Below are 24,926 nucleotides of genomic sequence, written 5' to 3' on the forward strand. Positions count from 1 at the left end.
CTCACGGACCGAGGGCGAATCCGGTTCAGGCGCCGGTGTGTTCCAGCGCGCCCGGACCGGCACCGGAAGGACCGCCCGGGACGGCGGGTGACGCGGCGGCGGACGAGGCGGCGACCGGTGGGACGGCGAGGGGCGGGATGGTGATCGGCGCGGCGGAGCACACGGGTCTGCGGGAGTCGGTGGCCTCGGGGCCCACGGGGTCGAAGACCTCGTCCAGGGCCAGCCCGCTGCTTGCCTCCTCGGTCAGCAGATACGCCTGCGCCTCGCCCACGTGGAAGTACATCCCGTGCAACTGGAGTGTTCCGTCGGTGAGCCGCCGGGCCACCGCTTCGTGGGACCGCAAATGGTCCAACTGCTGGACCACATTGGTGAGGCACAACTGTTCGAGCGCATCGGTCGGAAGCCGCCCGGAGATCCGGGCCCAGGCGTGATCCCGGGACGCCATCCTGCGGAGGCTCGGCAGGCCGTGTCTCAGCCACCGCCACAGCGCCGTGGGCGGGGTGTCCCGGTCGGGTTCGCCGCCGAGTAGGGCCTGCATCGCACCGCAGCCGGAGTGCCCGCAGACGGTGATGGACTCGACCTTCAGCACGTCCACCGCGTACTCGATCGCGGCGCCCACCGAATCGTCCCCCGACTCGGTGCCCGGCAGGGGCACCAGGTTGCCGATGTTCCGCACGGTGAACAGGTCTCCCGGGCCGCTCGCCGTGATCATGCTGGTGACCAGCCGGGAATCGGCGCAGGTGATGAAGAGCTGGGACGGGCGCTGTCCCTCAAGGGCCAGCCGGGCCAGCTCCCCGCGCACCAACGGGGCGGTATTGCGCTGGAACGAACTCAGACCGCTGACCAGCCGGTCGCCCCCCGTTCTGCGCGATGTGCCACCGACCGGAGTGCCGTCGGCTGAGGCACCGTCGTCCTGGCCCTCGCCGGTCGGGGCACCGTCGGACGGGGTGCCGTCGGCCCGCACGTCATCGGTCGAGACGTCACGGGGCGAGGCGCCGTCGATCGGGGCCCTGCCGGTCGGAGCGCCGTCGGGCGGGGTGCTGGGTGCGGTGGTGTGTGGGGTGCCCGGGGCGAACGCCGGGGCGGCGGACGGAACGGTGGGTGAGCCAGTGGACGCGTCGAGAGAAAAGCCGGCTGTTCGGCTGCGGAGGCCGTACGGGGCGTCGGCTGTGACGTGGCCAGCGGGTTCGACGGGGACCGGGGCGCTGTCGAGCGCATTGCCGGGGGAGGTGTCCCAGCCCGTGCCGACATCGTGCACAGGGGCCGTACCGAGGGTGGGGCCGGGGCCCGAGCCGGAGAGTGCCCCGGCGAAAGGAACACCGGCGAAGGGGGTCTCGGTGAAGGGCCCGCCGGTGTCATGGTGGAGTGCGGGCACGCGGTCGGGCTCGTCGTGGCAGTGATGGTTGCGCCACGGTGTCCATGGGCGGCAACAGGAGTGCGCCGCCGAGGCCGGCTCGGCGATCCGGCCCCCGGACCTCCCGGTGAACACGACCCTGCCGCCGTGGGCGGTCTGGGCATTGCTCCAGTCCTGGATCGTCTCGTACGCCGCATGGTCCATGAAGAAGCCGTCCAGCTCGACGACGGCGTCGCCGCCCTGGGGCAGCTGACCGAGCGTCCGACTGAGCCGGGGCACCGCGAGGAACGTCAACTGCCCTCGTACGACGACCAGATGCTGTCCGCCCTGGTCGGTCACTGTGATCCGGGTCCGGCCCAACCGGTGCAGCGCCACGGCCACGGCCACGGCGATGCCGATCGCCACTCCCTTGAGCACCCCGAAAAGCAGGACACCGGTGATCGTCGCCCCGTACACCAGGAACTCGCGGTGCTTATGGACATTGCGGATGTGGGCGATGTTCACCATCTGGATGCCGACCATCATCACCAGCGCGGCAAGCGCCGCCAGCGGAATCCACTCCAGCACGGTGACGAGCAGCACGGTGGCGAGCAGCATCCAGACCCCGTGCAGCACGGTGGAGGCGCGCCCCGTGGCCCCGGCGCGCACATTCGCCGAACTGCGCACCGCGCCGCCGGACACCGCCAGCCCGCCCACCAGCCCGGACAGCATGTTGGCGATGCCCTGGGCCCGTAGTTCGCGGTCGAGGTCGGAACGTTTGAGGGGCGGCACGGGAAGGCCGGTCGAGTCGGGCGACGCACCCCGGTCCGATGCCGGAGCCACAGCTTCCGCGGGTGTGGGCGCCGTCGGTGAGCCGGCGCCGGGCCGGGAGGCCGTTCGTCCGGCGGCGCGGCCGGCCGACAGCTTGTCCACGGCGACCGCGGCGAGCAACGACTCCAGGCTGGCCACCAGCATCACCGTGAACACCGCGGTGGCCAGGGCCATTACGGGCCCGTGCGGCATCTCCGGGAAGACGTGCGAGCGCCAGGAGGGCAGGTCGACCCGGGCGATCCCGGGTGCGGCGACCGCGGCCACCGCCGTGGCGGTCACCACGGCGGCGAGAGCGGCCGGGATTCTCCGTACCGCTCGGCCGCTCCGTCCCGGAAGTCTCGGCCACAGGACCAGGACGGCGATGGTCAGCGCGCCGATCAACGGAGCGGCGGGGGCGACGCGGCTCAACTGGTCCGGCAGGGAAAGCACATTGGCCACTGCCGAGCTCTGCGGCGAGCCGCCGAGCACGATGTGCAACTGGGCGAGCGCGATGGCCACGCCGATTCCGGCGAGGGTGCCGTGGACGATGGCGGGGCTGACGGCGAGGGCGCTGCGTGCCGCCCGGATCGAACCCAGCAGGATCTGCAGCAGTCCGGCGCCGATGGTGATCGCGCAGGTGGTGCGCCAGCCGTAGAGGTGGATCAACTCGGCTGTCACCACGGTCAGTCCGGCGGACGGGCCGCTGACTTGGAGGGGGGTGCCGCCGAGCAGTCCGGCGACGATGCCGCCGATGGCGGCGGAGATGAGCCCGGCCTGGAGCGGGGCGTCCATGGCGACGGCAAGGCCGAGCGACATGGGGACGGCGAGCAGGAAGACAGTGATCGAGGCGGACAGATCGGCGCCCGCGATGTGGAATCGCCTTTTGGCAGGCGGTTGCGGCGGGCTGTGTGGTCGCTTGACTCCCGAGGCGCGCGGTGGGCGCGAACTGCGGGACGTGCGGTTATGACGAGTGGGGACGCAAGCAGACATGTTCCCGTCTCCTCCGGGGCAGCGCGGTCGCGGAATGTGGGACGCGGCCGTGGGTCACGGCGTGCAGCGGCGGGATTTCTCAACTCTCGGTAAACGGATCGTAATGGAGAGTAAAGATTCGTGTCCATGGTTGGGATCAAATAGACGATTTACGCACCCGTTCGGGTGAATAAGTAGCTTTTCATATGGCCTGTCGTGCTGATTTTTATGGGGCCACATGCGACCTTGGCCGCGCCGCGTCGGCACTTTCAGTGCAAAAACTTGCAAGGAAGAGGGTGGGCGGATGATGGCCGCCACGAAGAAGGTCGCCACGAGGAGAGCCGTCACGAAGAAGGCCGCCACGGGGAGGGCCGCCCGGCGGGTCGCTCTGGGCGTCACGGTCGTTGCGCTGACCGCGGGAGCGGCCGGCTGTTCCTCCGGCCCGGACGTCGGCGCCGCCGGGCCGGGAGCCGCGAAGCGCGCCCCGGGAGCGGAGAAGGCCGCCGGGGTGAAGAAGAAGGCCCCCAAGACCCCGCCCAAGAGCATGTTCCGGCTCATCGGCGACGGGTCCACCGCTTTCACCGGCAGCCAGCCGAAGCAGCCCGTGCCCGAACGCCTGGCACCCGGTCAGAAGCCCCCGCAGTTCGTTGTGTTCTCCTGGGACGGCGCGGGCGAGGACAGTCAGAAGCTGTTCTCGCACTTCCGTGAGGTGGGCAAGAAGTACCACGCGAACATGACGTACTTCCTCAGCGGCGTGTACCTGCTGCCGGAGGACAAGCGGGAGCTCTACGACCCGCCGAAGCACAACGCCGGCAGCTCCGACATCGGCTTCAACGACCCCGAGGGAATCCGGAACACCATCACTCAGGTGCGCGGTGCCTGGGAGGACGGGGACGAGATCGGCACCCACTTCAACGGTCACTTCTGCGGCCCGGAAGGCGGTGTCGGCACCTGGTCCGTCGAGCAGTGGAAGAGCGAGATCAGCCAGGCCAAGTCCTTCGTGAAGAGCTGGAAGAGCAACGTGCCCGGCCTCAAGGAGGAGAAGCCGCTCCCCTTCGACTACGACAAGGAACTCGTCGGCGGCCGCACCCCTTGCCTGGAAGGGCAGAAGAACATGGTGGCGGCAGCGCGGACGATGGGCTTCCGCTACGACTCCAGTGGGGTCAACAACCAGGTCTGGCCGAAGAAGAAGGACGGCATCTGGGACCTGTCGATGCAACTCGTCCCCGTGCCGGGCCGCGAGTTCGAGACCCTCTCGATGGACTACAACTTCATGTTCAACCAGTCCGGTACGACACAGGGGGATCCGGACCAGCACGAGTACTGGGGCAACCAGATGCGTGACGGTCTGCTCCAGGCGTTCGACCGCTCCTACAACGGCAGCCGCGCCCCGCTGATCATCGGCAACCACTTCGAGTCGTGGAACGGCGGCACCTACATGCGTGCCGTCGAGGAGACCATCGCGGCCGTCTGCACCAAGGAAGAGGTGCGCTGCGTTTCCTTCCGGCAACTGGCCGACTGGCTGGACGCGCAGGACCCGGCCACGCTGGAGAAGCTCGGCACGCTCGGTGTCGGTCAGGCGCCCGAGCACGGCTGGGCCGCTTTCCTCGGCGGAACGTCGGCCTCCAAGGCCGACGGCGCGGCCGGTGCGGCCGGTGCGGCCCGTACGGAAGCCCGCCCGGACGAGAGCTGAGCGAACCCGCCGACGGGCCGACCGGACCGCGCGGACTTCAACGGCCCCGGCGCCCCGTACGCCGGGTGTATCCGGGGCCGTGCGTGGGGCGCCGGATGGGACGGAACACCGATCCCGGCCGGCGCCCGAGCGGGCACCCGGAGGCGCCACGGCTCACGACAAGACCTCGGGGGAGAGCCGACGGGGGAGCCGACAGGGGCCGGCCGGGAGTCGGCCGGCCCGTCGGTCCGGGGAGCGGCGGCCCGGGGAACCGGTGGTTCAGGCGGGCTGGGCGGCACCGTCCTGTGCGTACCGCTCGTCGAGAACGAAGGCGGGGTCGACCTGGGCGGCCAGATCGGCCCCCGTCTTCTCGTTGCCCCAGCTCTCCGCGTTCTTCAGGTGGAAGTGCACCATCTGCCGCGTGTAACGCTCCCAGTCCCGCTGCCCGTACGAGTCGTCCGCCGCGTTCTGCAGGGCCTGCAACGCCATCCGGTTGTCGGCCTCCAGCAGTTCGAAGCGGGAGGGGCGCCCCTTCTCCATGGCCCGTACCCAGTCGGAGTGCCCGACGCTGACCAGCAGGTCGTCGCCCACCTCGGCGCGCAGGAAGTCCAGGTCGTCCTCGCCCTGCACCTTGTTGCCGATCACCTTCAGCGCAACCCCGAAGTCCCGCGCGTACTCCTTGTACTGGCGGTAGACGGAGACACCCTTGCGGGTCGGTTCGGCGACCAGGAACGTCATGTCGAAGCGGGTGAACATCCCCGAGGCGAAGGAGTCCGACCCCGCCGTCATGTCGACGACGACGTACTCGTCGGGACCGTCGACGAGATGGTTGAGGCAGAGCTCGACCGCGCCGACCTTGGAGTGGTAGCAGGCGACCCCCAGATCCGACTCGGTGAACGGCCCGGTGGCCATCAACCGGATCTCCCCGTCGTCGAGCCGCACCGTGCGGGCGCACGCGTCGTAGATCGGGTTGTCCTCGCGGATCCGCAACAGCCGCGACCCCTCACCGGGCGGAGTCGTCTTGATCATCGTTTCGGCGGAGGCGATGCGGGGATTGCTGCCGCGCAGGTACTCCTTGATCAGGGGCAGGTGGGCGCCCATGGCGGGCAGCGCCGCGGCCTCCTGGTCGTCCAGGCCGAGCGCGGCCCCGAGGTGCTGGTTGATATCGGCGTCCACCGCGACGACGTGGGCTTCATTGGCGGCGAGGTGGCGGATGAAGAGCGAGGACAACGTGGTCTTGCCGCTGCCGCCCTTCCCTACGAAAGCGATCTTCATGTTCACCTAGGGTAGCGGTGCAATTGCTTTCCGCTGTCACACTTCGTGAAGAAGGCCACTCCCGGGCGGTATCGACGCAGGGGGCGCGTAGCCTCGCTACTTATGAGTACGACTGCCTCTGATCCGCTTGCCGCCCTGGGCTCCTTGCCGGGGGTCGCCGACGCGGTGGACTCCGTACGCAAGGCCGTCGACCGGGTCTACGGTCACCGCATCATGCGGCGCCGCAGCAACGAGGTCACCGCCGAAGCGGCCCTGCGCGGCGCTCGCGGCTCGGCGGCGCTGTCGGGCGCCGACTGGAACCTGGAAGAAGTGCGCCGACGCACCGACTTCAGCGGTGACGGCGAGGCGCGGGTGATCGGCGCGGCCCTGAGGCTGACCGCCGAAGCGGGTCAACTCCTTTCCATCTGGCGGCAGTCGCCGCTTCGGGTGCTGGCCCGATTGCACCTGGTCGCCGCCGGCGGGGTGGAGCCCGAGGACTCGATCGGCCGACCGAGGCTGGCGGGCGAGCCCGTGGACGAGCCGCTGGTCGAAGCGCCGCTTCCGGGCGCCGACGAGGTGGCCGGACGGCTGGAGGGGCTCTCCGGACTGATTCTCTCCGGCACTTCGGCGCCCGCCCTGGTGACGGCGGCGGTCGTGCACGGTGAACTGCTGGCCCTGCGGCCCTTCGGCTCGCACAACGGTCTCGTCGCGCGGACCGCCGAACGGATCGTGCTGATCGGGAGCGGGCTCGACCCCAAGTCGATCTGCCCGGCCGAGGTGGGCCACGCCGAACAGGGGCGGGCGGCGTACCTCGCGGCATTCGAGGGCTATCTGTCGGGTACGCCGGACGGGATGGCGGCCTGGATCACCCACTGCGGGCGCTCCGTGGAGCTGGGCGTTCGGGAGTCGACGGCGGTGTGCGAGGCGTTGCAGCGGGGCGCGGCGTAGAACGGGGCGCCGGAGTGGAGGGGCGCCGTGAGCCCGCAGGGCCCGGCTCCGTGGGCCTCGAACCGGTGGGCTCGTGAGGCCGTGGGCTCACGGCTTCATGGGTTCATGAGGGTTGCGGGTTCGAGGGGCGGGGTGCCACGGAATGGATAACCCCATCGGGGTGGTTCCGGGGCGGTCACTTCGCCGAGCCGGGTTCGATGCCATGACTCCGCCGGGGCAAAAGCGTCGAAGCGACTTCACGACGGTAACTTCCGGGACCGGCTTCGTCGCGCCGACTTCACCGTCCCGGAAAAGGGTTGCGGCGGTACCGTCCTCGGTACCGCCGCTGGCATGTCTACCCAGTTACCATGCGTCCTCGATATGTGCCCATCAGGTCGGGTTCTTTGCCCGGTCCCTGGTGCGGCTGGCCCGTAATCGACGGGTCGACGTCGCGTGGGTGCTCGGCTTTCATGCTTCGGTCCGTGGGGCCTTCTCTGCGTTACTGGTAATCCTCTCGGATGTCCTTGGTCTCGCGGGCCGTTGAGTCCTTTGTACTCCAGAGGTGGTGCGAACGGTAGTGCTGGCCACACTTCTTTACTTTTAGGTTCAATTACGGGCGAGTCGGGTAATTCGCGCCGGGTGGCCCGGAATGCGGATCACCCGGCGCGTCCGGTCGGTGTGCCGGCTCCTGTGGCCGGCCTGCGGGGTGCCCGGCCGCAGAGCTCGATGGCGGGAGTCGGTGGTAGTGGTATGCGTGCCGGGCCCGTCCCGTCGGGGGTGTCAGGCCGGGGCCGTGGCGCCCCGGCGGCGGGAGGTGTACCAGACCAGCCCCGCCGTGACGGCGGCCGCGCCAACCGCCGCGGCGACCAGTGCCGGACGCGGCGGCATCGAGAACGCGGGCAGGCGCTGCTTGAGGCGGACCGGCCGGTTGAAGACGAGAATCGGCCACTCGCGAAGGGTTGCTTCGCGCCGTAGCGCGCGGTCCGGGTTGACCGCGTGCGGATGGCCGACCGACTCCAGCATCGGCACGTCGGTGGCGGAGTCGCTGTAGGCGTAGCAGCGTGAGAGGTCGTACCCCTCCGACACCGCGAGGTTCCTGATCGCCTCGGCCTTGGTCGGGCCGTACGCGTAGTACTCCACCTCACCGGTGAAGCAGCCGTCGTCGCCGACCACCATTCGGGTAGCGACGACCCGGTCGGCGCCGAGCATCTCGCCGATGGGCTCGACGACCTCGGCGCCCGAGGTCGAGACGATCACCACGTCGCGCCCGGCGGTGTGATGCTCCTCGATGAGCGTCGCCGCTTCGTCGTAGATGATGGGGTCGATCAGATCGTGCAGGGTCTCGGCGACGATTTCTCTCACCTGCTGGACGTTCCAGCCCTTGCAGAGTGCGGAGAGATATTCCCGCATCCGTTCCATCTGATCGTGATCTGCGCCCCCGGCAAGGAACACGAACTGTGCGTACGCAGTGCGCAGTACGGCACGGCGGTTGATCAGTCCGCCTTGGTAGAAGGACTTGCTGAAGGCTAGTGTCGAAGACTTCGCAATGACCGTCTTGTCCAGGTCAAAGAAGGCTGCTGTGCGCGGCAAGAAGCGGTTTTCCACAAGGCAGAGCATAGGGGCCGACCATTCGGCGTAAACTCCGGCGCGTGGGTTTGCCTGAGAGGGCTCTCGGGTACACCATGGAAGTCACGGATCGTTCGCGACCGTGCTAACCCGGTCCGGCTCCTCCCCCCCCCGAGTCGGCCGTGGGGACGACCCCCGCTCTCCCCCCCGGCGGGGGTCGTCGCATGTCCGGGCGCGTTTTTTCCATTCGGAATCAAGCATTCTGCCTCCGTTTCGGCCATGGCGGCCACCTCTCGCGCTGCCTCCCATCACTTTGACCCGTCACGGTGTGTAGCGGAAGGGGTGCGCTGCGAAAGTCGCCGGTATGGATGACGAAGTTATTCACAAGGGTGGAGTTGTCCCCAGCTTTTGAGCAAGATCCACATCTTTTCCCGAAGCGCTGCACGGTGATTCCCGCCGCGAAGTCCGCGGATTGCGGAATCGCCGGCCCCGGAACGATCCGGGATCACCGCGAACCGCGATGAGAGTGCAGTGGGAAGGAAGTGGAGATCTTGGCCGGGTCCATCGCGTGGGATCATCCGCCGGCCGCCGGAGCGCGGCGGGGCGGGCCGCTGATCGTGACCGAGGATGTGGAACTGCTCGATGATCTGCTGCGGCTGTGCGCGGCAGCCGGAGCGGAACCGGAAGTCCATCACTCGCTGCCCGAGAACAGGGGCAGTTGGGAACAGTCCCCGATGGTTCTCGTGGGCGATGACGCTGCCCGGCGGTGCCGCGGGGCGGCGCGCAGGCAAGGCGTGATGCTTGTCGGCCGGGAGCAGGACGACCCGGACGTCTGGCGCCGCGCGGTGGAGATCGGTGCCGAATACGTACTGAGGCTGCCCGATTCGGAGGGGTGGCTGGTCGATCAGATCGCCAATGCGGTGGAAGGCGTGGGCCGGTCGGCGCTCACCGTGGGGGTGATCGGCGGGCGGGGCGGATCCGGCGCGTCCACACTGGCCTGCGCCCTTGCGGTGACCGCCGCCAGGGCGGGCCGACGGACGATGCTGATCGACGGCGACCCGCTCGGCGGAGGCATCGACGTGCTGCTCGGGGGCGAACGGGCCGAAGGGATGCGATGGCCGGATTTCGCCCATTCGAAGGGGCGGGTCGGCGGAGGCGCGCTGGAGGAGTCGCTGCCCGCGTTGCACGGGCTGAGGGTGCTCAGCTGGGGCCGTGACGACTGGGTGGCCGTCCCGCCCCGGGCCATGCAGGCCGTGCTGGCCGCCGCCCGCAGGCTCGGCGGAGTGGTCGTCGTCGATCTGCCCCGCCGGGTCGACGAGTCGGTGGCCGAGGCACTCGCCCAGCTGGACCTGGGGCTGCTGGTGGTACCGGGGGAGCTCCGCGCGGTCGCGGCGGCGAAGCGGGTGGCGTCGATGGCCGGGATGGTCCTGGACGACCTGCGGGTCGTGGCCCGCGGCCCGTACGCGGCAGGTCTCGACGAGCGGTGGGTGGCGCAGGCGCTGGGGCTGCCGCTCGTCGGTGAACTACCGCTCGATACCGGGCTGTTGGCTGATCAGGACAGTGGCTCCCCGCCGGGCGGAAGTGCTCGCGGCCCACTGGCCAGGTTCTGCGCGGCGTTCTGGGAGCGGGCGCTCGCCGCGGAGGGCGCGGGGGGACGAGCAGGCGGAGGCACGTCATGACGGAGACGCTGCTCGACGCCGTACGGCAGCGGCTGGCGCAGAGCGGCGCGGCACCGACCCCGGCCGGGGTGGCGGCCGCGTTACGGGCCCAGGGGCGGCTGCTCGGGGATGCCGAAGTGCTCGGCTCGGCCGAGGAGTTGCGCGGCGAACTGGTCGGGACCGGGGTGCTGGAACCGCTGCTCGCCGATCCGATGGTGACGGACGTGCTGGTCTCCACTCCGGACCGGGTGTGGGTGGACCGGGGCGGTGGGCTCGAACTGACCGGGGTGACCTTCGCGGACGCCGCCGCGGTGCGCAGGCTGGCGCAGCGGCTGGCAGCCGTGGCGGGGCGGCGGCTGGACGACGCCCGCCCCTGGGTGGACGCCCGGCTGCCGGACGGCACCCGCATGCATGCCGTGCTGCCACCGGTGTCGGTCGGCTCGACGTGCCTGTCGCTGCGGGTGGTGCGGCCCAGGGCCTTCTCACTGACGGAACTGGTCGCGGCGGGGACCGTGCCGCAGGGCGGTGACCGGGTGCTGCGGGCCCTGGTGGAGGCCCGCGTCTCCTACCTGATCAGCGGAGGGACGGGGGCGGGGAAGACGACCCTTCTGTCGAGCCTGCTGGGCGCGGTCGGGGAACACGAGCGGATCGTGCTCGCCGAGGACTCGGCGGAGCTGCGGCCGGACCATCCGCATGTGGTGCGTCTGGAGTCGCGCCCCGCCAACCAGGAAGGAGCGGGGCGGGTGACGCTCCGGGACCTGGTACGGCAGGCGCTGCGCATGCGGCCCGACCGACTGGTGGTCGGAGAGGTCCGGGGCGCCGAGGTCACGGAGCTCCTGGCCGCCCTCAACACGGGGCATGAAGGTGGTTGCGGAACGGTCCATGCCAATGCGGCCGAGCACGTGCCGGCCCGTCTCGAAGCGCTGGGGACGGCGGCGGGACTGGAACGGGTGGCGCTCCACAGCCAGCTGGCGGCAGCCCTGTCGGTGGTGGTCCACCTCGTGCGCGACCGGGCCGGGCAGCGGCGGATCGCCGAGGTGCACGTTCTGGAGCGGGACACGGCGGGGCTGGTGGTGACCGTGCCCGCCCTGCGCTGGGGCACCGACGGTTTCGTACGGGAACGGGGCTGGGAACGGCTGCGCTCGCTGATCGGAGGCGCGCCGTGAGCGGTGGCGGTGCACCGGCGGGGGCGGCGGCGAGCGTGGCCTGCGCGGCCGCTCTGTGCGCCGGAGCGGCGGCCTGGCTGGTGGTGGCGCGGGACCACGGGCGGCAGAGGGCACGGGTGCTGTTCGTCGACGGACCGGTCCGCTCGCCGCTGCGCGTGTGGTGGGAACGGGCCGGGACCCGGCTGCTGGGGCGTTTGCGGGAGCGGAGGGAATGGCTCTGCCTTCCGGTGGCGCTGCTCGTCGCCGTGCTGGGGGAGTCCGTGCTGCCGCTGTTCGCCGGGGCGGCGGCGGTGCCGCTGGTGAGTCGGCGGTTGCGCGGGCGGACCCGGAGACAGGAGCGCGAGCGCCGCGAGGCGGCGGTGGTGGCGCTGTGCGGCGCGGTCGTGGGCGAGCTGCGGGCCGGGCGCGAGCCGGGGCAGGCGCTGCTGGCCGCGGTCCGGGAAACGGGGGCGCTGGGGGCGGCGGAGGCCGGTGTGTCGGCGGCGGCCCGGTTCGGTGGTGATGTGCCGGCGGCACTCGGGCAGGCGGCGCGGGAACCCGGTCTGGACGGGCTCGCCGGGGTGGCGGCCTGCTGGCGGGTGGCGGTGGACGGCGGGGCCGGGCTCGCGGCGGGCCTGGACCGGCTGGAAGGCGCGTTGCGGGCCGAACGGCGCAGACGGGAGGAGTTACGGGCCCAGCTGGCGGGCGCCTGGTCGACGGTCGCCGTACTGGCCCTGCTGCCGGTGCTGGGGCTGGGCCTGGGAGCGGCGCTCGGGGCCGACCCGCTGCGGGTGCTGCTCCACACCCCGGTCGGGCTGGCCTGTGTGGTGGTGGGCGCGTTGCTGGAGGCCGCGGGGCTCTGGTGGGCCGGTCGGATCGTACGGGCGGGGGAGGCGGCATGAGCGGCATCACCGGTGGGCCCGGGTTGGCGGCGGTGTGCGCGGTTCTCGGCGCGGCGGCCCTGGCCCTGGCAGGAACGCGGCGGAGGCGGGCAGGGCGCCGTCGGGGCGCGGTGCTGCTGGCGGTTCCTCCGGAGAGACGCCGACGCGGGCGCACGGTGTCCGGCGACCGGGCGAAGGAATGGATCGCGCCGCTGGCGGCCGTGGTGGCGGGCTGGGCGCTGATCGGTGGCCCGCTGGGGTGCGCGGCAGGACTGGCGGGAGGTTACGGCGCCCGGCGATGGCAGCGGGCCCGCAAGGGACACGAGCAGGGGGACGGGAAGGAGGAGCAGGCGTGGGCCGCGCGCCAACTCCCGCTGGCGGCCGACCTGCTGGCGGCCTGCGTCTCTGCCGGTGCCGGGCCGGGGGAGGCGGCCGAAGCGGTGGGGGAGTCCCTCGGCGGGCCGGTCGGTACGAGCCTGGCGCAGGCGGCCGCGGAGATCCGCCTCGGAGGCGAACCAGCGGCGGCCTGGGGGAGGTTCGGCGAGATCCCGGGTGCGGACACGCTGGCCCGCTGCCTGTACCGGGCGGGTTCGACCGGGGCGCCGGCGGCCGAACCGGTGGCGAGGCTGGCCGAGGCGATGCGGGCGGAACGGGCGAGCGCCGCCGTGGCCCGCGCACAACGTGCGGGCGTACTGATCACCGGCCCGGTCGGACTCTGCTTTCTGCCCGCCTTCCTGACGGTGGGCGTGGCCCCGGTGGTGATGGGGCTGGCGACCGGACTGCTTCACGCCGGGTGACCCAAAAGTTCGGGCACCTGAATTTTTCCTACGAGGACGAGCAATCAGCGGGGGTTGAAATGGCACGGCGAATCAGGGACTGGGTACGTGGCGTGGCACGCCGGGCCCGGGCGGACAACGGCATGACGACATCCGAATACGCGGTGGGAACGATCGCGGCCTGCGCGTTCGCGGCGGTGCTCTACAAGGTGGTCACCAGCCAGCCGGTCATGTCCGCACTGCAGTCACTGCTGAAGGAAGCGCTCGATGCGAAGTTCTGAGCGCGGCCGCGGGCGACGGCCTGCCGGGTGCCGTTTTCGGAGCGCGGACGGAAGAGCCGGGGAGGGACGGGACCGGGGCGCGGTGACAGCCGAAGCGGCCATGGCGGTTCCGGTGCTGGTGGTGTTCGCCCTGACGCTGGTCTGGGCGCTGATGGCGGCCTCCGCCCAGATCCGGTGCGTGGACGCGGCGAGAGCCGGGGCAAGGGCCGCGGCCCGTTCCGAACCGGAGGCACAGGCGCTGGACGTCGCCCGGTCGGCGGCCCCCGAGGGGGCCGAAGTCGCGATGGAGCGAACCGGGGAGCTGTGGCGGGTGCGGGTCGAGGCTTCGGCCCCGGGCCCCGGCCCGCTGGCTCTGACGCTCCACGCGGAAGCGGCGGCACTGGCCGAGGACACGGTGGGGGTGGAGCAGTGACCGGTGTACGGGAACGGGCGGGGGGCGGCGCCAGGAGCAGTGGGGGCGGAGGAGGGGCGGCGGACGGGGACAGGGGGCTGGCGACGGTGTGGGTGGCGATGACCACGGCCACGTTGTGCGCGGTGTTCGCGGTGGTGCTGGCGATCGGGCAGGTGGTGGTCGTCCGGCACCGGGCCGGCGGTGCGGCGGACCTGGCGGCCCTGGCAGCGGCGGACCGGGCCCTGCAGGGCTCCGGGACGGCCTGCGGAACCGCCGGGAAGGTGGCCGAGGCGCAGGGGGCGGTGCTGGTGCGGTGCGTGGTGGACGGGGAGATCGCCGATGTGACGGCCCGGGTGGGGTTCGGGCCGTACGAGTCGGAGATCAGGTCCCGGGCCGGTCCTCCGACCGCCGCCGCCCCGACCCCGAAGGCCCCGGCCCTGGGTCTGGACTCGGTTGCGGCCCCGGACTCGGCTCCGGGTCTGGATCCTGCCCCGGGTCTGGTTTCGAAGAGCCCGGATTTGAAGAGTCCGGATTCGAAGGGGCCGCCTCCGGGGGGCCCGGTTCCTCGGGGGGGTGCAGGGCGGAGCGGAGGAGTTCCGTGAGGAGACGCACGGCGCCACGCTTGTGCAGCGGTTCGTTGCCGTTGCCGCACTTGGGGGACTGGATGCAGGAGGGGCAGCCCGCCTCGCACTCGCAGGACGCGATGGCCCGGCGGGTCGCGGTCAGCCAGGCCCGGGCGGTGTGGAAGGCCCGTTCGGCGAATCCGGCGCCGCCCGGGTGGCCGTCGTACACGAAGACCGTGGGCAGCAGGGTGTCCGGATGCAGCGGTACGGAGACCCCACCGATGTCCCACCGGTCACAGGTGGCGAAGAGCGGAAGCATCCCGATCGACGCGTGCTCCGCGGCGTGCAGGGCTCCGCCCAGGATCTCCGGATTGATCCGGGCGGCGTCGAGCTGGTCCTCGGTGACCGTCCACCACACGGCCCGGGTGCGCAGGGTGCGGGGCGGCAGGTCCAGTTTGGTCTCGCCGAGGACCTCGCCGGTGATCAGTTTGCGACGCAGGAAGGAGACGACCTGGTTGGTCACCTCGACGGAGCCGTAACAGAGCCGTCCGTCACCCCAGGGGATCTCGGTGTCGGTCTCCAGGACGGCGATGGAGGTGGTGTCGCGCGCGGTGGTCGAGTACGGCGGGACGGCCTCCTCGACGAGGGCCACGGAGTCCTCCAGGTCCAGCTTCCGGACCAGGTAGGTGCGCCCCTGGTGGAGGTGGACGGCGCCTTCGTGGACCGCGGTGTGCGCGGCCGATTCGTCGACGGTGCCCAGGAGCCGGCCGGTGCCCTCCTCGACGATCTGGACGGGGCGCCCGCCCTCGCCGCGGATGTCGGTGAGATCGACGGCGCGCTCGCGGCGGGTCCAGTGCCAGCCCGTCGCCCGTCTGCGCAGCAGCTTCGCCGCTTCCAGCTGCGGCAGCAGTTCGGCCACGGCGGGGCCGAAGAGGTCCAGGTCGGTACGGGTGAGGGGGAGCTCGGCCGCGGCGGCGCACAGATGGGGGGCGAGGACGTACGGGTTGTCCGGGTCGAGGACGGTGGACTCCACCGGCTGCTGGAACAGCGCCTCGGGGTGGTGGACGAGGAAGGTGTCCAGCGGGTCGTCGCGGGCCACCAGGACGGCCAGGGCGCCCTGGCCGGCGCGCCCGGCCCGGCCGGCCTGCTGCCACAGCGACGCCCTGGTGCCGGGGTAGCCGGCGATGAGGACGGCGTCCAGCCCGGAGACGTCCACGCCGAGTTCCAGGGCGGTGGTGGCGGCCAGGCCGAGCAGCTGCCCGGAGTGCAGGGCGCGTTCCAGGGCGCGGCGCTCTTCGGGGAGGTAGCCCCCGCGGTAGGCGGCGACCCGGTCCGGCAGGGAGCGGTCCACCTCGGCGAGGCGCTCCTTGGCGATGACGGAGATCAGTTCGGCGCCGCGCCGGGAGCGTACGAAGGCGACCGAGCGGACGCCCTGGACGGTCAGATCGGTGAGGAGGTCGGCGGTCTCGGCGGTGGCGGTGCGGCGTACGGGCGCGCCCTTCTCGCCGTGCAGCTCGGTCAGGGGCGGCTCCCACAGGGCGAAGACGAGTTCGCCGCGGGGCGAGGCGTCGTCGGCGATCTCCGTGACCCGGAGGCCGGTGAGGCGGCCCGCGGCGACGGAGGGTTCCGCCGCCGTGGCGGAGGCGAGGAGGAAGACCGGGTCCGCGCCGTAGCGGGCGCACAGACGGCGGAGGCGGCGCACCACCTGGGCGACGTGGGAGCCGAAGACGCCGCGGTAGGTGTGGCACTCGTCGATGACGACGAAGCGCAGGGCACGGAGGAAGGAGGACCAACGGGGGTGGGAGGGGAGTATGCCGCGGTGCAGCATGTCGGGGTTGGTCAGGACGTAGTTGGCGTACTGGCGCACCCATTCGCGTTCTTCGACCGGGGTGTCGCCGTCGTAGACCGCGGGTCTGACGGCGTTGCCGAGCGGCGCCGCGAGTTCCTTCACCGCCCGCCTCTGGTCGGCGGCCAGGGCCTTGGTGGGGGCCAGGTACAGGGCGGTGGAGCCGCGGCCGTTCGGGGCCTCGGAACCGTCGAGCAGGGTGCTGAGGACCGGGGCGAGGTAGGCGAGCGACTTGCCGGACGCGGTGCCGGTGGCGATGACCACGGATTCGCCGTCCAGGGCGTGCTTGGCGGCCGCCGCCTGGTGCGCCCACGGATGGTCGATTCCGGCCTTCCGGATCGCGACGACTACTTCCGGCCGGATGCGATCGGGCCAGATGGCATGGGTTCCCGTGCGCGGGGGCAAGTGCTCCGTATGAGTGATGCGCGCGGACCGGCCCGCCACTGCGGCGAGTCGGTCGAGGACCATGTCGGGAGAGGGGCTGGAGTCCTTGTTCCCGGGTGGTCGGCTGGGGCGGTGATTCTTGGCCATCGGCACCGAGTGTGTCACTGGCGTGACGGACAATGGCCCCAAGGCGTCGTGCATGCCTGCTGGTAAGTGATTGAATGCCATCGCGGCTGGCGATCCGTTCCCCGGCTCCGCCGGGGAGACCGAGGGGCGACCGCTCGATAGCAAGGTGCTGGAGGATCCGTGGACCTGTCCTTGTCGACTCGCAATGTGTCCGGCCCTGGTGGCGACCGTACGGTCGTCGAGGTCGGTGGCGAGATTGATGTGTATACCGCGCCCAAGCTGCGCGAGCAGTTGGTCGAGTTGGTGAATGACGGCAGCTACCACCTGGTTGTCGACATGGAAGGCGTCGACTTCCTCGACTCCACCGGTCTCGGCGTGCTGGTGGGCGGCCTGAAGCGTGTCCGGGCCCATGAGGGCTCGCTGCGCCTGGTCTGCAACCAGGAGCGCATTCTCAAGATCTTCCGGATCACTGGTCTGACCAAGGTGTTCCCGATCCACACCACGGTCGACGAGGCCGTCGCGGCCACCGACTGACGTCCGGTTCCACCGTTCGGGCCGGCCGAGGGGCCGGTCCGGCACCGGATCGGCGCACGGTCGGGGTGCCGGTTTCCGGCGGGCGGACCGGGCGACGCGGACGGGCTTCGCCGTCGGGCGGCCGGTTGCCGTGTACGGGCCACCGGGCGATCGTGCGGCTTCCCTGCCGGGCGGTCGGAGTGCGGCTCATCCGGCCGGGTGCGGGCGAGTGGTGGCCGGGAAACCGGCGCCGGGAGCCCTGAACGGCCGAAGGAGCCGGATGATCCGGTGCCTCGGTACGGACCGGGTGTCCGGGCGACGGCCGAGGCATTCCGGACCGGCTTTCGGCGCCCGGGCGGTCGGCCAGGTCGTCCGGAGCTGCCGGGGCGGCCGTTGGCCGGGGTTCGTCGAACGGCCCGGCTGTCCGTCGGGCGGCCGGGGTGTCTTTCGGTCGGACGGGTGATCGTGTCGCCGATGGTCGGTGCGGCTGTCCGCCGGTCGGGTCATCGCCCGGCCGGGGTACAGGCCGACTCCCGGCCGACCGGTGGTCGGGCGGATGTCGGGCAGTCGGCGGTTTGCCGTTCGGCAGGTGGTGGCCGGTCTTCCGCCCCGGGGTTTGTGGGTCGGCGCGGACCGGTGTGTGATGGTCGGTGGCGGCCTGTCGGCCGGGCTGCACGTTCGGTGCCCGGTCGGCCCGGAAGCGGGTCGGTCACCGGGCGGGCGTCCGTGGGCGTCTGTCGTCGGTGGATGTCTGTCGTCGGCCGGTGGCCGTACGTCGGCGGTCCGGTTCGCCCGGAGGCCGACGGACAGGTCGGTCGTCGATCGCTGCAGGTTCCGGAAAGAAGTCCGTTCCTGCAGGTTCCGGAAGAAGAGCAGGGGCGCCGGGCAGCGGGCCCGGGACCCTGGGATGCATGCCCGTACGTCTGAGGGGGATCGCATGGCCACCGTTGAACTCCGCTTCAGCGCCCAGCCCGAACACGTCAGGACGGCCCGCCTCGTGGCCGCCGCCGTGGCACGCCGGGCGGGCATCGACGAAGCCGTGCTCGACGAGGTCAGACTCGCCGTCGGTGAGGCGTGCAGCCGCGCCGTCGGGCTGCACCGCAGCCATGGCATCACCGCTCCCGTCACCGTCGCCCTGATCGAGGAGGAGAAGTCCTTCGCCGTGGAAGTCGGCGACGAGGTGCCGGGGCCGGGTGCCGAGCCCACCCTCGGCGGGCGGGCCGGAGCGTCCGAGGGCCGCGGCGCCACGCCCGGCGCGGGGCTCGACGAGCCGGACCACGAGAGCGACGCGGACGGCGAGGACCAGATGGGTCTCGCGGTCATCAGCGGCCTCGTCGACGACGTGGAGGTCCGGTCGGGGATCAACGGCGGAGTGATCCGCATGACCTGGCCGAAGGCCCCCGTGGACGCCCTTCCTTGAAGCCACGGGAGTCACGGGAGCCAGGGAAGCCGCGGGGGATGCGGAGGGTGCGGAAGACACAGAGGGCGCGGGGGACGCGGAAGGTGCGAGAGGCACCCCGCTGAGGTTCCCGGGGGCCCGCTCCGGGGTACCACCGTCTCCGCCGGGGGCGGCCCCGCCCGCCAGGACGTGGCTCCACCCCTCTTCCGGCCCATTTCTCGTTTCTCGATCCGCCATTTGAGGCCCTGCTGAGCAGGGCCTTTATTCATTTCCATGTGATCGGCAATCCCGGGAAATGAGTCTGCCCCATTACTGCATTCAGGTCGATCTCGTGTCCCGGTCATTTAACGACCGGCCGGTTGCGGGTAATCAGATTTACCGCGCACTGTTTTGATCGGCTCCCGCTCCTTACAATTCGTCCACGACTTGAGCGCTGAGCATCAAGGAGGACGTATGGCGGAGATCTTCAACACCCCACTGGCAGGACTGGCGCAGGATTCCGCATTCTCCGGCCCCTCTGGCCGACCCGATTCCCTGGCCGCCGCGGTGCTCACCGACAGCAATCGGGTGATCGTGGTCGTCGTCGCGGTCGTGGCCGTCGCCGCCCTGGTGGTGGCCCGGTTGCTGGTGCGCCAGGTGCTGGCGGCGGGCGAGGGAACCGAGCGCATGAAAGAGATCGCGGCCGCCGTCCAGGAAGGTGCGAACGCCTATCTGGCCCGGCAGCTGCGTACCGTGGGCATCTTTGCCGTCGTGGTCTTCTTCCTTCTGTTGCTGCTGCCGGCCGACAACTGGTCGCAGCGTGCGGGACGCTCGTTGTTCTTCCTCATCGGTGCGCTTTTCTCGGCGGCCACCGGATACATCGGTATGCGGCTCGCCGTGCGCAGTAATGTCCGTGTGGCTGCTGCTGCGCGTGAGGCGACGCCTGCGGAGGGAGAACCGGAAAAAGATCTCACCGCCGTTTCGCACAAGGCGATGAAGATCGCTTTTCGTACCGGTGGTGTGGTCGGCATGATCACCGTGGGGCTCGGTCTGCTCGGCGCCTCCTGCGTCGTGCTCGTCTATGCCGCCGACGCCCCGAAGGTGCTGGAGGGCTTCGGCCTCGGGGCCGCGCTGATCGCCATGTTCATGAGGGTCGGGGGCGGGATCTTCACCAAGGCGGCGGACGTCGGCGCCGACCTCGTGGGCAAGGTCGAGCAGGGCATCCCGGAGGACGACCCGCGCAACGCGGCCACCATCGCCGACAACGTGGGCGACAACGTCGGTGACTGCGCGGGCATGGCGGCCGACCTCTTCGAGTCGTACGCCGTGACGCTCGTCGCCGCGCTGATCCTGGGCAAGGCCGCCTTCGGCGACTCGGGGCTGGCCTTCCCGCTGATCGTCCCGGCGATCGGGGTGATCACCGCGATGATCGGGATCTTCGCGGTCGCCCCGCGCCGCGCCGACCGCAGCGGAATGACCGCCATCAACCGCGGCTTCTTCGTCTCCGCAGTGATCTCACTGGTGCTGGTGGCCGTGGCCGTCTTCGTCTACCTGCCCTCCTCGTACGCGGAGCTGGACGGCGTCGGCGACAGCGCGATCACCTCGCACGGCGGTGACCCGAGGCTCCTCGCCCTGGTCGCCGTCGCCATCGGCATCGTGCTGGCGGCCCTGATCCAGCAGCTGACCGGTTACTTCACCGAGACCGGCCGGCGCCCCGTCCAGGACATCGGCAAGTCCTCGCTGACCGGACCGGCCACCGTCGTGCTCGCCGGCATCTCCATCGGGCTGGAGTCCGCCGTCTACACGGCGCTGCTGATCGGACTCGGCGTCTACGGGGCGTTCCTGCTCGGCGGTACGTCGATCATGCTGGCGCTCTTCGCGGTGGCCCTGGCCGGGACCGGGTTGCTCACCACCGTCGGCGTCATCGTCGCCATGGACACCTTCGGGCCGGTCTCGGACAACGCGCAGGGCATCGCCGAGATGTCGGGCGACGTCACGGGGGCCGGTGCGCAGGTCCTCACCGACCTCGACGCCGTCGGCAACACCACGAAGGCCATCACGAAGGGCATCGCCATCGCCACCGCGGTCCTGGCGGCGTCGGCGCTCTTCGGCTCGTACCGCGACGCGATCGCCACGGCGGTCGACGACGTGGGGGCCGGGGCGGGTGAGATGACGCTCAGCCTGGACATCTCGCAGCCGAACAACCTGGTGGGCCTGATCCTCGGCGCCGCGGTCGTCTTCCTCTTCTCCGGGCTCGCGATCAACGCGGTGGCGCGGTCCGCCGGAGCGGTGGTCTACGAGGTGCGGCGGCAGTTCCGCGAGCACCCGGGGATCATGGACCGCGGTGAGCGGCCCGAGTACGGGCGCGTCGTCGACATCTGCACCAAGGACGCCCTGCGCGAACTCGCCACGCCCGGCCTGCTCGCCGTCCTGGCGCCGATCGCCGTCGGGTTCACGCTCGGCGTCGGGGCGCTCGGCTCGTACCTCGCGGGCGCCATCGGGACGGGCACCCTGATGGCGGTCTTCCTCGCCAACTCCGGCGGGGCGTGGGACAACGCCAAGAAACTCGTCGAGGACGGTCATCACGGCGGCAAGGGCAGCGAGGCCCATGCCGCGACCGTCATCGGCGACACGGTCGGCGACCCGTTCAAGGACACGGCGGGCCCGGCGATCAACCCCCTGCTCAAGGTGATGAACCTGGTCGCGCTGCTCATCGCCCCGGCGGTGGTGCAGTTCAGCTACGGGCCGGACGCGAGCGCCGGTGTGCGGGCCCTGGTGGCGGCGATCGCCGTCGCGGTCGTCGTCGGGGCGGTCTACGTCTCCAAGCGGCGCGGGATCGCCGTGGGGGACGGTGAGGGCCCCGGCAGCGGGGACCGGTCCTCGGGGCCGCAGGGGCAGGCGGTCGTCCCGTAGGGCGGCTGCGAAGGTGAGAAGGGGGCTGTGAAGGAGGAGGGCGGGCCGGAGGCGTCCGCCGGGGCCCGGACCAATGGGCGGGCGGGGGGTGCGTCCTGATGTGCCGTCCGCTCCTCCGCCCACCTCCTCCTCCGCTTTTCCGCCCGCCCTTCCGTCCGTTCCTCCGCCTCTGCCTCTGCCCGATGGTTCGCCCGGACGCATCGTGGCGGGGGTGTCGCAGGCCGGTTCGGGCCGTCGAATCCATACCCCGTTCGAGTGGCTGCTCGTTCAGGCGTTCCTGAGTTCCGGGGGCTGTGTGGGTGAGTTGTATCTCCCTCATTTCCCTTGGTGCAAATGGCTGCAAAAGGCCATCCACCGGACGTCCGGCTCGCGGGAGGAGGGCGCCCGCCGTGTAAGTTCCGGGGCCGAGAGCCTTGGAAGGGACCAATCCGGTGAACAAGAAGCTAGCGGCCGCACTGTCCGGCGGTGCGGTACTGGTGATTGCGCTGTCGGGCTGCAGCAGCGACGACGACAAGAGCGAGAAGGTGAACGCCTGGGCCAAGCAGGTCTGCGACCAGGTCCACCCCCAGCTCCAGAAGATCGCGAACGCGAACGCCGCCATCCAGCAGCAGACCGCCGACAACAGCAAGCCCGCCGACGTGCAGCGCACCGACTCGGCTGCCTTCCAGCAGATCTCGCAGGCGTACAAGGCGCTGGGCGCGGCCGTCGAGTCGGCCGGTCCGCCGCCGGTCGACGGCGGCGAGACCACGCAGAAGGAGGCCGTGAAGGAACTCAACGCCTCCTCCGCGGCGTACGCGAACCTGCAGAAGAAGGTCGACGCCCTGGAGACGAAGGACCAGGCGAAGTTCGCCGACGGGCTCAAGGGCATCGCGGACGAACTGAACAAGATCAGCACCAGTGGTGACGAGTCGTTGAAGAAGCTCCAGTCCGGCGAGGTCGGCACCGCGATGGCCAAGCAGAAGGGCTGCCAGAAGCCGACGGCCTCGACACCGAAGGCCACCACCGAGCCGTCCACCCCCACGTCCCCGTCCGGATCGCCCAGCAAGAAGGCGTGACCCGGCGCCGGACGGGAGGCGCGGGACGCGGAACCGGCTGTGCGGACGGCCCGGCGGCCCCGATGGGCGCCGGGCCGCTGCCGTTGTCGGCGGTAGCGGCCACAATGGGTGGGTGAGTACGACCAGCCTCCCCGCGCCCGACCGTTCGCCCCTGCTCCGCGAAGCCCTGCTCGCCGCCGACTTCACCGCCGACGGGCTCCTCGACCTGCTCGGCGCGCCCGCCTACGCCGCGCTCGCCCGCAGCGAGACGGTCCCGGCGCTGCGGGCCACCCGGGGCGGCTCCCCGCTCGACACGCTGGTCCGGCTCTTCCTGCTCCAGCACCCGGTGCCGTACGAGCGGGCCCGTGCGGCGCTGCCGTTGGCCGAGTGCGTCGAGGACGGCTGGGTGACCCGTGCCGGCGACGAGGTGCGGGCCGCGGTCGACGTGCGGCCGTACGGCGGCCCCGAGGGGCAGGACTGGTACATCGTCTCGGACCTGGGCTGCGCGGTCGGCGGCGCGGGCGGCATCGGCTCGCGCGAGGAGGGGGTGGTCCTCGGCGTCGGCGGGGCGTCCACCACGCTCGCCGGAATCACCGTCCGTACGCCTGTCGCCTCCGCGCTCGACGTCGGCACGGGCTCGGGCATCCAGGCGCTGCACGCCTCGCAGCACGCCACCCGGGTCACGGCCACCGACGTCAACCCCCGGGCACTGGAGTTCACCCGGCTGACGCTCGCGCTGTCCGGCGCCGCCCCGGCCGAGCTGCGCGAGGGCTCCCTCTACGAACCGGTGGGCACGGAGACGTACGACCTGATCGTCTCCAACCCGCCGTTCGTCATCTCGCCCGGTGCCCGGCTCACCTACCGCGACGGCGGGATGGGCGGCGACGACCTGTGCCGGACCCTGGTGCGGCAGACCGGCGACCGGCTGAACGAGGGCGGGTACGCCCACTTCCTGGCCAACTGGCAGCACGTCGAGGGCGAGGAGTGGCAGAGCCGGGTGAGCTCCTGGGTCCCGCACGGCTGCGACGCCTGGATCGTGCAGCGCGAGGTCCAGGACGTCACGCAGTACGCGGAGCTGTGGCTGCGCGACGGCGGCGACCACCGTACGGACCCCGCCGAGTACGCCGCGCGGTACGACGCCTGGCTGGACGAGTTCGAGGCCCGCAAGACCAAGGGCGTCGGCTTCGGCTGGATCACCCTGCGCCGGTCCGCCGCGGCCGCCGCCGGGAATCCGTCCATCGTGATCGAGGAGTGGCCGCACGCGGTGGAGCAGCCGCTCGGACCGGCCGTCGAGGCCCACTTCGCCCGCCAGGACTACCTCCGCGAGCAGGACGACGCCGCGCTCCTGGCCGGGCACTTCACCCTGGCCGCCGAGGTGGTGCAGGAACAGGTGGGGCTGCCGGGCGCGGAGGACCCCGAGCACGTGGTGCTCCGTCAGAACCGGGGCATGCGGCGCGCGACGAAGGTCGACGCCGTCGGTGCGGGCTTCGCGGGCGTGTGCGACGGGACGCTGCCGGCGGGCCGGATCCTGGACGCGATCGCCCAGTTGATGAACGAGGATCCGGTGCTGCTGCGCGACCGGACCCCGCAGGCGATCCGGCTGCTGGTGGAGGAGGGCTTCCTGGAGCCGGTGCCGCCGTCGGCGGTATGAGCGCGTGACTCCGGTTCCGGTTTCCGGTCGTCGGGGCCGGGGCGCCGGACCGGGGGACCGCCGGACGGCCGGGCCGTCGCGGTCGGCGGACCGGCGGGCTCCGTTCCCGCTCGGGCCCATGTGGCCGTATGCGCGGCTCCGTGTCCTCGTGGACGACCGGCCGCCCCGCGGTGGCGGGCCCGCGCCCGTCGCTGACGGGGCAGATCGCTGGGGGTGCGGATTCCGGTTGATCCCGCGACGGTGCGCGGCGCGGCGGTGCGGACGGGGCGACCCGGCGTCGCGTACGGGGGCGGCCCGGACGCGCGTACCAGGGTGGCCCGGGTGGTCCGGTGGTGTGGGCCGGAGCGGCGAATCCCGTCATTCACCCGGGGTTCGCGTCGGCGACGCCCAGGAGTGGCAGCCTCCCCCTGGCCGGACGGCACACCCTCCGACCGGACAGCGGGACCCGGATGCGGGGCCCGGCCACGGGACAGGGAGGCGGACGGACATGGAGAGCGGACCCGCGATCTTCGCCGGAACGGCGTTCGCCCTGTTCGGAGCCGCACTGCTGCTGTGGACGGGGGCGCGCGTGCTGCATCGTGCGCCGGTCGCGCACGGCGTGAGCCCCGTGGCTTCCGCCGCTCTCGCCACCGTGTTCGGCGTACTCTTTCTCGTTCTCGGTGTGTGGTGCTTCACTCGCGTCTGATCCACCGGCCACTGATCCACTCCTGCTTTCCACCGAGCCGCTCCCGTTCCACGGATCACTCCCGATCCACTCCCGTCCGGCGCCGGACGGAAAGCGCGGGGCACGGGGGCGGGGCGCGACGGACCGTGGCGGGGAACACGCCCGGGTCGTCCGCATCTCGCCCCCGGTGC

The 24,926-nt window shown here is 71.6% G+C and carries 18 protein-coding genes and 1 pseudogene; 15 read left to right on the forward strand and 4 right to left on the reverse strand.

What is annotated here, in order from left to right; translation table 11 throughout:
- Positions 1-25 precede the first annotated feature (25 nt).
- Positions 26-3,133, reverse strand: coding sequence for a SulP family inorganic anion transporter (locus ACFYW1_RS27135; RefSeq protein ID WP_388998458.1), 3,108 nt, complete (start codon positions 3,131-3,133; stop codon positions 26-28).
- A 283-nt stretch (positions 3,134-3,416) separates the two neighbouring features.
- Between ACFYW1_RS27135 and ACFYW1_RS27140 the strand changes: the two genes are divergently transcribed.
- Positions 3,417-4,805 (forward strand): hypothetical protein, encoded by a 1,389-nt coding sequence (locus ACFYW1_RS27140; protein ID WP_388998461.1) that lies wholly within the window; start codon positions 3,417-3,419, stop codon positions 4,803-4,805.
- A 258-nt stretch (positions 4,806-5,063) separates the two neighbouring features.
- Here ACFYW1_RS27140 and ACFYW1_RS27145 read toward each other — a convergent pair whose 3' ends face one another.
- Complete coding sequence (locus tag ACFYW1_RS27145) at positions 5,064-6,059, reverse strand: ATP-binding protein (RefSeq protein WP_388998464.1); 996 nt, start codon at positions 6,057-6,059, stop codon at positions 5,064-5,066.
- Between the two features lie 102 nt (positions 6,060-6,161).
- Here ACFYW1_RS27145 and ACFYW1_RS27150 point away from each other — a divergent pair, with 102 nt between their 5' ends.
- Positions 6,162-6,986 carry an oxidoreductase gene (locus tag ACFYW1_RS27150; protein ID WP_388998467.1) on the forward strand — a complete coding sequence of 275 codons (825 nt, stop codon included), beginning with the start codon at positions 6,162-6,164 and terminating at the stop codon, positions 6,984-6,986.
- Positions 6,987-7,745: 759 nt separating this feature from the next.
- Here ACFYW1_RS27150 and ACFYW1_RS27155 read toward each other — a convergent pair.
- Complete coding sequence (locus tag ACFYW1_RS27155) at positions 7,746-8,582, reverse strand: HAD family hydrolase (protein WP_388998470.1); 837 nt, start codon at positions 8,580-8,582, stop codon at positions 7,746-7,748.
- A 566-nt stretch (positions 8,583-9,148) separates the two neighbouring features.
- On the opposite strand from ACFYW1_RS27155, the gene ssd reads away from it, so the two are divergent.
- From ssd to ACFYW1_RS27190, 7 genes and pseudogenes are all read left to right on the forward strand, one after another.
- Positions 9,149-10,210, forward strand: a complete 1,062-nt coding sequence (gene ssd / locus ACFYW1_RS27160; protein ID WP_388998472.1) for a septum site-determining protein Ssd — start codon at positions 9,149-9,151, stop codon at positions 10,208-10,210.
- Positions 10,207-11,355 (forward strand): TadA family conjugal transfer-associated ATPase, encoded by a 1,149-nt coding sequence (locus ACFYW1_RS27165; protein ID WP_388998475.1) that lies wholly within the window; start codon positions 10,207-10,209, stop codon positions 11,353-11,355. Before ssd ends, ACFYW1_RS27165 begins: the two co-directional genes overlap by 4 nt.
- Positions 11,352-12,236, forward strand: coding sequence for a type II secretion system F family protein (locus ACFYW1_RS27170; RefSeq protein ID WP_388998478.1), 885 nt, complete (start codon positions 11,352-11,354; stop codon positions 12,234-12,236). Before ACFYW1_RS27165 ends, ACFYW1_RS27170 begins: the two co-directional genes overlap by 4 nt.
- Positions 12,233-13,012 carry a type II secretion system F family protein gene (locus tag ACFYW1_RS27175; RefSeq protein ID WP_388998481.1) on the forward strand — a complete coding sequence of 260 codons (780 nt, stop codon included), beginning with the start codon at positions 12,233-12,235 and terminating at the stop codon, positions 13,010-13,012. Before ACFYW1_RS27170 ends, ACFYW1_RS27175 begins: the two co-directional genes overlap by 4 nt.
- A gap of 59 nt (positions 13,013-13,071) precedes the next feature.
- The gene (locus ACFYW1_RS27180) at positions 13,072-13,272 is read left to right on the forward strand and encodes a DUF4244 domain-containing protein (RefSeq protein ID WP_388998763.1); all 201 of its coding nucleotides are present in this window, start codon (positions 13,072-13,074) and stop codon (positions 13,270-13,272) included.
- Complete coding sequence (locus ACFYW1_RS27185) at positions 13,259-13,684, forward strand: TadE family type IV pilus minor pilin (protein WP_388998484.1); 426 nt, start codon at positions 13,259-13,261, stop codon at positions 13,682-13,684. Before ACFYW1_RS27180 ends, ACFYW1_RS27185 begins: the two co-directional genes overlap by 14 nt.
- A gap of 98 nt (positions 13,685-13,782) precedes the next feature.
- Positions 13,783-14,004 (forward strand): annotated as a pseudogene (locus ACFYW1_RS27190) (Rv3654c family TadE-like protein); the annotation flags it as partial.
- 40 nt (positions 14,005-14,044) lie between these two features.
- On the opposite strand, the gene ACFYW1_RS27195 reads toward ACFYW1_RS27190, so the two are convergent.
- Positions 14,045-16,684 (reverse strand): DEAD/DEAH box helicase, encoded by a 2,640-nt coding sequence (locus ACFYW1_RS27195; RefSeq protein ID WP_388998487.1) that lies wholly within the window; start codon positions 16,682-16,684, stop codon positions 14,045-14,047.
- Positions 16,685-16,762: 78 nt separating this feature from the next.
- Here ACFYW1_RS27195 and ACFYW1_RS27200 point away from each other — a divergent pair, with 78 nt between their 5' ends.
- From ACFYW1_RS27200 to ACFYW1_RS27225, 6 genes are all read left to right on the forward strand, one after another.
- The gene (locus tag ACFYW1_RS27200) at positions 16,763-17,116 is read left to right on the forward strand and encodes an STAS domain-containing protein (protein WP_003967428.1); all 354 of its coding nucleotides are present in this window, start codon (positions 16,763-16,765) and stop codon (positions 17,114-17,116) included.
- A gap of 916 nt (positions 17,117-18,032) precedes the next feature.
- Positions 18,033-18,515, forward strand: a complete 483-nt coding sequence (locus tag ACFYW1_RS27205) for an ATP-binding protein (protein ID WP_388998491.1) — start codon at positions 18,033-18,035, stop codon at positions 18,513-18,515.
- 432 nt (positions 18,516-18,947) lie between these two features.
- Positions 18,948-21,386: a sodium-translocating pyrophosphatase gene (locus tag ACFYW1_RS27210; RefSeq protein WP_388998495.1), complete on the forward strand. Its 2,439-nt coding sequence runs from the start codon at positions 18,948-18,950 to the stop codon at positions 21,384-21,386.
- 431 nt (positions 21,387-21,817) lie between these two features.
- Complete coding sequence (locus tag ACFYW1_RS27215; RefSeq protein ID WP_388998498.1) at positions 21,818-22,441, forward strand: small secreted protein; 624 nt, start codon at positions 21,818-21,820, stop codon at positions 22,439-22,441.
- A gap of 112 nt (positions 22,442-22,553) precedes the next feature.
- A complete protein-coding gene (locus tag ACFYW1_RS27220) occupies positions 22,554-24,071 on the forward strand; it encodes a methyltransferase (protein WP_388998501.1) in 1,518 nt (505 codons plus the stop codon).
- A 487-nt stretch (positions 24,072-24,558) separates the two neighbouring features.
- Entirely contained in the window at positions 24,559-24,756 is a 198-nt protein-coding gene (locus tag ACFYW1_RS27225; RefSeq protein ID WP_388998504.1) for a hypothetical protein, read from the forward strand.
- Positions 24,757-24,926: the final 170 nt, after the last annotated feature.

The sequence above is a fragment of the Streptomyces sp. NPDC002669 genome, assembly GCF_042889165.1.
In the GTDB taxonomy this organism is placed as follows: Bacteria; Actinomycetota; Actinomycetes; order Streptomycetales; family Streptomycetaceae; genus Streptomyces.